Annotated in this window: 7 protein-coding genes; all 7 read left to right on the top strand. The window is 26.3% G+C overall.

Translation table 11 applies throughout. From position 1 onward, the window contains the following. The first annotated feature begins 567 nt into the window (after positions 1-567). The 7 genes from IEW75_RS15570 to IEW75_RS15600 all read left to right on the top strand — a co-directional run bounded on the left by IEW75_RS15570 (position 568) and on the right by IEW75_RS15600 (position 7,323). A complete protein-coding gene (locus IEW75_RS15570; RefSeq protein WP_134246587.1) occupies positions 568-1,518 on the top strand; it encodes a glycosyltransferase family 2 protein in 951 nt (316 codons plus the stop codon). Beyond that, entirely contained in the window at positions 1,518-2,369 is an 852-nt protein-coding gene (locus tag IEW75_RS15575) for a glycosyltransferase family 2 protein (protein WP_134246588.1), read from the top strand. Before IEW75_RS15570 ends, IEW75_RS15575 begins: the two co-directional genes overlap by 1 nt. 8 nt (positions 2,370-2,377) lie before the next feature. Then, positions 2,378-3,277 carry a glycosyltransferase gene (locus tag IEW75_RS15580; protein WP_158283752.1) on the top strand — a complete coding sequence of 300 codons (900 nt, stop codon included), beginning with the start codon at positions 2,378-2,380 and terminating at the stop codon, positions 3,275-3,277. Continuing rightward, on the top strand, positions 3,274-4,395 hold the full coding sequence (locus IEW75_RS15585; protein ID WP_134246590.1) for a glycosyltransferase family 4 protein: 1,122 nt from the start codon (positions 3,274-3,276) through the stop codon (positions 4,393-4,395). The genes IEW75_RS15580 and IEW75_RS15585 overlap by 4 nt, the downstream gene beginning before the upstream one ends. Before the next feature lie 188 nt (positions 4,396-4,583). After that, the gene (locus tag IEW75_RS15590; RefSeq protein WP_134246591.1) at positions 4,584-5,522 is read left to right on the top strand and encodes a hypothetical protein; all 939 of its coding nucleotides are present in this window, start codon (positions 4,584-4,586) and stop codon (positions 5,520-5,522) included. Next, positions 5,519-6,700, top strand: a complete 1,182-nt coding sequence (locus IEW75_RS15595; protein ID WP_134246592.1) for a glycosyltransferase family 4 protein — start codon at positions 5,519-5,521, stop codon at positions 6,698-6,700. Before IEW75_RS15590 ends, IEW75_RS15595 begins: the two co-directional genes overlap by 4 nt. Before the next feature lie 338 nt (positions 6,701-7,038). Further along, complete coding sequence (locus IEW75_RS15600; RefSeq protein WP_134246593.1) at positions 7,039-7,323, top strand: GIY-YIG nuclease family protein; 285 nt, start codon at positions 7,039-7,041, stop codon at positions 7,321-7,323. Positions 7,324-7,393: the final 70 nt, after the last annotated feature.

The raw sequence follows: 7,393 nt of genomic DNA on the forward strand, positions 1-7,393 counted from the left end.
AAACAGAAAGAAGATTATTAAAAAACAAGATTAAACGAGCTGCTTAAATTTGTAATCTTTTTTGTAGGAATACCATATAGGCATTGTTTTTGGTTCGCTTTTTAAATGAATGAATATTGCTTGTCTCGTATTCAGATTTCCTAAACTGAATTGCTAATTTTTAGTTGGCGTTAATTTAAACTATTTTAATCTTAAAATAAGCAATAAATATAGCGTTTTAATTTAAAATAAAAATTATTAAGGTACCCACAAACCGAGGAGATTATTTTACATTAAAATGAACACCAACATTAAAATGGTACAGTTTTTAAATAAAATCGAGAGACTTTAGAAATTAGTCAAGCAACTATTAAAAATAGTCGAGCGACTATTGAAATTAGTTGAGCAACTATTAAAAAATGATGTACATGTTTTTAAAGCTTGTGTTATAAATTAATTTAGGGTATTGTTAATGCAGCATATGTTGTTTTGGAGTATTATTTAAAACGCATATTAAAATAATGTTTATAGCTGTAATAATTTTTACATTCAAATAGAATTCCTATTTTTAAACATTATTATATTTTTATGCAAAACCCTTTAGTATCCATAATAATTCCTACCTATAACCGCGCCCATTTAATTGGTGAAACATTAGATAGTGTTATTGCGCAAACCTATAGCAATTGGGAGTGTATTGTGGTTGATGATGGATCTACAGACACTACAGATGAGGTGTTAAAAATGTATTGTGAAAAGGATAGCCGCATACAATACCATCATAGACCAAAAGATAGATTACCAGGAGGGAATGCTGCTCGGAATTATGGTTTTGAGTTATGTAAGGGGGAATATGTTAATTGGTTTGACAGTGATGACTTAATGATATTAAATTTTATAGAAAAAAAGGTATTAATTATAAATAAATTTAAAGTTGTTGATTTTGTTATTTCAAAGTGCATTAATTTTTTTGAAGATGGAACCACTCAAGAATTAAATTTATATAGAGATATCGAATTTAATGAGTTAAATGCAGATAATTTTATTTGTAATAAAGTTGGTTGGATTACTCAAGATATGATGATAAAAAAAGAATCTATAGGAAATATTTTTTATGATGAATTCTTAAAATCTGGTCAAGAATATAATTTTATTATAAAATTACTTGCTCTTAAAAAATTAAAAGGATTTTTTTTAAATGAAATTTTATCTAAAAGAAGGATACATAGTGAGGCAATTCAAATAAAATTGCATACGAATAAATTAGAAGCAATAACACAAAAATTCGTCTGCCAAATAAGAACTTATAAAGCTGTAAAGCACGCTTTGAATAAAAAGACAAGAAATAAAATGTTAGGGACTTGTATTAATCTTTATAAAACATTTGTTAAAAATCATAAAAGTACCCCATATTTTACAAAATTTATAATGTATTTTATTTTAGAAAGAGGATTAGTTAAATGGTTTGTGCTTAGCTTATATTCAGTATTTTTATTTTTTAATATAGAAAGTAGTAAATTTAATTCGTGGATAAAATAATGATAAATTCCAATGTTACTGCTATTATTCCTTGTTATAATGATGAGGAGTATGTTTTAAGTGCTGTTAATTCAATATTAAAACAGACCATTTTACCAGAAAAGATAATCGTAATAGATGATGGCTCTGATGATATAACTAAAGCTATTTTAAGTAAAATTAACAATGATATAATTGAAGTTATACTACAGGATAATCTCGGAGTATGTAAGGCTAGAAATAAAGCTATTGATCTAGCTAATACTGAATATATATTAACATTAGATGCTGATGACTTTTTTGAATCAACTTTTATTGAGAAAGCTATTTATATATTAAACAATAATAAAGAAGTTGGTATAGTAGGATGTCATACAAGATCATTTAACTCTTTAGGTATAGAATTAAAAATTAATTTAAAAAAAGGAAGCACGGTGAATGATTTATTGTTTGAGAATAAAGGTGCATCTGCAAGTTCGATGTATAGGAAAGCTTGTTGGGAGCAAGTTGGGGGTTACGATGAGAAAATGATAAATGGTTATGAAGATTGGGAATTTTGGATAGCTATTGCCAAAAAAAATTGGAAGACTTATATAATTAAAGAAGTATTATTTAATTATAGAGTAAAATATACATCTAGAGATTCCGTTGCAAGGTTAGAATATGATTCTGAATTAAAGGAGTACATTTTTTTAAAACATCAAGAATTATATTCAAAAAATATTGAAAAGACAATTACCTATTTCTTTAAAAGAATAAAAGAACTTGAAAAAAGAAATAATCAGTTAAATAAATCTATTGATTATAATTTAGGTAAACAAATATTGCGACCTTTAAGAAAATTAAAGAATTTAATTTCAAATAAAAAATAGCTTCTATTTTGAAATCACCACTAGTAAGCGTTATAATTACTACTTATAATAGAAATAAGTATCTAGAAGAATGTTTGTTAAGTATTGTAAATCAATCGTATAGAAATATTGAAGTATTTGTGATTGATGATGGATCCGATATTGATATTGCAAAAAAAAATAAAGAATTATGTAGAGAATTTCTGAAATGTAACTATTATTATAAAGAAAATTCAGGACAACCAGATTCAAGAAATTATGGAATCAAAAAAAGTAAAGGTAATTATATTGCTTTTTGTGACGATGATGATTACTGGGTATTAGATAAATTAGAGAAGCAAATAGAAATACTAAACATATATCCTAAAATTGGTTTAGTTTCAGGCTGTATTCGTACGGTGGATAAAAACAGTACATTACTTAAGGAACAACAATGCCCTATAATAAAAAATAATATAAATAACTTTGAATATCTATTAATAAAAAATAGAATAAAATCACCAACTCCATTAATTAGAAAAGAGGTGTTTGATAAAGTTGGATTATTTGATACTAATTATACAATTGCTGAAGATTGGGAATTTTGGAGAAGAGTAAGTTATTTTTATGAGTTTTACAATACAAATACTGTATTAGCCTATGTTCGAATACATTCTAATAATATGACTAATGAAAGAACAGGAGATGCCTTAGAGAGTTTTTTATTATACAGAAAATTAACAAAATCATTAATAAATTGGGGTAATCTTTTCTTTTCAAAACAAGATGTTAAATTAATTTATAATATTGAATATAGAATATATCGTAAATTATTTATGAATCATTGCCCAGGACTAAATAAAAAAATAAAGCTTCTGTTTAGAATAATAAGAAATGATTGTAGAGATATGATTCATTTAATTCATTTATATTTTAGCCATGTAAAATGATGAAAAATAAAACCTTAAAAATCCTCCAAGTATTTGAAAGTTATCCACTTTTTTATCAGCCATATATTCCTCCAGTAATTGAAGCTTTACAAAAACAAACTACATTAACTATTCAAATATGTGCTTATAGTGGCACTAAAAATATAGATGCAAATGTTACAATTTTACCTAGCTATAATTATAGAAGAATCTTTTTGAGATTGGCAGGTTTATTTAATCCAATTTATAAAGGCTTATCATATATAGGATATAAAGCTATTCATGATAAAGTAACTATTATACATATACAACATTCCTTTTTATTCTCAAAAATTTTAGGTTTGTTAAAAATGTCAAAAAGCGAGCGACCAAAAATTATCATTACATTAAGAGGTGGTGATACTTATGTTAAGCCATGGATTGATGAGAGATGGCGAGATTTTTATAAAAATTACGGTGATAAGGTAGATGCATTTATTGCAATGAGTAAACATCAAAAAAAATATTTACAAAAATGGGGTATTTCGGAAAATAAAATACACATTATTCCAATATCTTTTGGTTTAAAATCTCTTGCTGAACCAAAGTATCCAAATAAAGAATTTGTAAAAATTATTTCAGCGTATAGAATGTGTTGGGAAAAAAATATTGAAGGTAATTTAAGAACTATTAAAGTTTTAAAAGAAAGAGGAATAAATGTTCAATATGATATTTATGGTGATGGACCAGATATAGGTCAGGTTTACTATTTAATAGATAAATATGGGCTAAAAAAGGAAGTAAATTATTTTGGTAAAATTGAAAATATTATTTTTAAAAAAAAGTTGAAACTTTATGATTTTTATTTGCAATTAAGTCATTCGGAGTCTTTTGGAGGGGTGGTTGTTGAAGCGCAGTCGATTGGTGTCCCTTGTATTGTTTCAAATAGTGGAGGTCTTCCAGAAGCTATTATTCATGGTGAAACAGGTTATTGTGTAAATACTAATGACATAGAATTGGCTGTTGATTATATTATAAAATTATGGTCAGATACCAAATTGTATCACTCTTTTTCAACTGAAGCTATAAAATACGTAAATAATAATTTTACAGTAAAACATGAAGTTAACAAAATAATTAAGTTATATAGTGAAGTTTAATAATGATATATTTAAGTTAAAAAAAAGACAGCTAATCGTAAAATTCATTTTGATTGTGAAATTATGTGATTTTTAGAAATTAAAAGTATTCTAATGCATGTAATGTTTGTGTTAAAGAATAGCTTTAGATTTGAACAAATTACTGTAAAAAAATATAATTCATATTAATAAAAGAAGTTGGATACTTTATGAAAGTAGCGGTAGTTATTACATTATCTAAGAATCTAGTTCATTATTGTAAGGCCTTAGTTGCAAGTATTAAATATTTTAATTCTGAATTGCCAATTATAATAATAAAAGATGGAAGTTTTAGTATTCCAGAGTTTAGAGGTGTTGAAAATATTTTTATAGAAGATTCAAAAGATTTTAATAAGTTACATAACCTTGATTTATATATTTTATTATCTAAATTAAATATTTTGTATTTACCTGAAATGGGGTATGATTATGATTATTATGTGCATTTGGATGCCGATTCAATTTTAACAAATAAAATTGATTTATTTTCTAATGAAATTTATGATTTTTATATTTTACAAGGGGCATTAAAAAATTATAATGAAGGAAATACTAAAAAATTCATAAATCAATATGCATTTAATCCAGACGATTTTCCAGAATATCAATTTGATTTAAAAAATTTTTATTTTTTTTCTGCTAGCCATATTGCTTTACATAAAAGGATATTTCCAATTCTAAAGGAATATTTAATAAAACATAGATTTGAATTAAACAAAATATTTTTAAATGATAAAAGAATTAGATTTAACGATCAAGGGTTTTTAAATTTAATAACAAACGTACTTAGTTTCAATAAAGAGTTGAAAATTAAAGTTAATAATTGTGGTATTTATGGTAAAGAAACCCCTGAAAACTATCCATTGTTAAATTTAAATAATATTATTAATAAAGTAAATACAGAAGTGCTATTTATTCACTATACTGGGCCATCAAGAAAGTTAAGTCTGAGGGATCATAATTATGGAGACATATTAGTTTATTTTTCAATAATGTTTTATAAAAATAATATTTTGAGTTATTATTTAAGTGAACTTAAACGTAAGTATAATTACTATTTAAAGAAAATAATAAATAAAATAAACTTTTTAGTGAAAAAGTACAAATGAAAAGTTCCAGTAAACTAAAAATAGTAATCTTTGACGGTAGTTTTAATACCACACCATTTATCAATCGTTTAGCAGCAGGGTTGTCTAAAAAACATAGAGTATATATACTTGGTTTTAATGAGGAATTAACTACAAAGCTTAATAATATTCAATATATAAAACTAGGAAGTAATTCAAATAATTTTTCATTTATAAAAACAACGTTAAAACTAGCTTGGATAAAAGGAGGTTTAAACAATATTTTAAAGACTGTTAAGATGCTGTTTAAAATGCAACGAAAAGAATTACAACAGCAAAACTTACATATAGCAATTACAAAGATTCAACCAGATTGTATACATATCCAATGGCCATCGGTAATTCCTTGGTTTGAAACGATTTTAAATGAACAAAAAATTCCAGTAGTATTAAGCCAAAGAGGGTATCATAGTAATGTACGCCCTTTTGTAAATAGCGATAATTTTGAATATTTAAAACAATGGTATCCTAAATTAGCTGGATTTCATTCCGTATCAAAAGCTATTTCAAAAAAGGGTGATTTAATTTATAACAGTGCAACTAAAATTAATAAAGTAGTCTATACAGGTTTGGATTTAAATGAAATTCCATTTTCAGCAACTTATCAAAAAGAAAAAATGCTAAATATCATTTCTGTTGGTCGTTCACATTGGATTAAAGGATACAATTATGCTTTGCAATCGTGCAAAATCTTAAAAGAAAAAGGTATTTCTTTTAAGTACACTATAGTAGGAGGTAGTGGAGATGAAGAATTATTGTATTTACGGAAATCATTTAATTTAGAAAATGAGGTTGTTTTTTTAGATAAAATACCTATATATAAAGTAGTTGAAATGATGCAGGAAGCAGAGTTAATGCTACTTCCAAGTATAGAAGAAGGTATTGCAAATGTGGTAGTAGAAGCCATGGCGGTGGGTTTGCCTGTAATCAGCACTAACTGTGGAGGTATGGAAGAATTAATTACACATACTAAAGAAGGTTGGCTGGTTGCTACAAGAGATCCGGAAGCAATGGCTCAAGAGATTATAAACTTTAAGGAGTTATCACAAGCGCAAATTGATACAGTTAGAAAAAATGCTAGAGCTAAAATTGAACAGCAATTCACAGTAGATGCTATGGTAAAAGGTATGGAGGAGTTGTATTATAAAGTGCTACATTAAACCATTTGTCACTCCCAACTTAATTGGGTATCTTAGGGTTAGATGTTCAGAGTTAATCGTAACTATTAATAAAAAGATACCGCATCACGTGCGGTATGACGATAGAATGGAGAGCGTCATTCCCAACTTGATTGGGAATCTGATGAATAAAATAAATAAACAAGAGACCCCCAGTCGAGCTGAGGGTGACGTTTTACTAATTGATTGGTTACGTATAATTTTAAACGAGCGTCATTTCCAGCTTGATTGGGAATCTTAAAAATAAGATAAATAAACATGAGACCTCCAGTCAAGCTGAAGGTGACGTTTATAGATTTTAATCAGAACAAAATCAAGCGATGAAGGAAAGTTATATTTACATTTTAACTAATAAAAACAAAACCGTTACATATATTGGAGTTACATCCAATTTGAAAGAAAGAATAACGCAACACAAAAACAACACAGGTTGTTCTTTTACTAAAAAGTATAATGTTCATTTTTTAGTTTATATTGAGATGTTTACTTCAATAGAGCAGGCGATAGCAAGAGAAAAACAATTAAAAAAATGGAATAAATCTTGGAAATGGGAATTAATTAAAAAAGTGAATCCAAAATTGTTAGATTTATACAGTGATCTGTAAAAGATGAATAGATCTGAAACGATCCGTCATTCCCAGCTTGACTGGGAATCTCATGCTTAGTAATTCCAAA

This window comes from Lutibacter litoralis (assembly GCF_014646675.1).
In the GTDB taxonomy this organism is placed as follows: domain Bacteria; phylum Bacteroidota; class Bacteroidia; order Flavobacteriales; family Flavobacteriaceae; genus Lutibacter; species Lutibacter litoralis.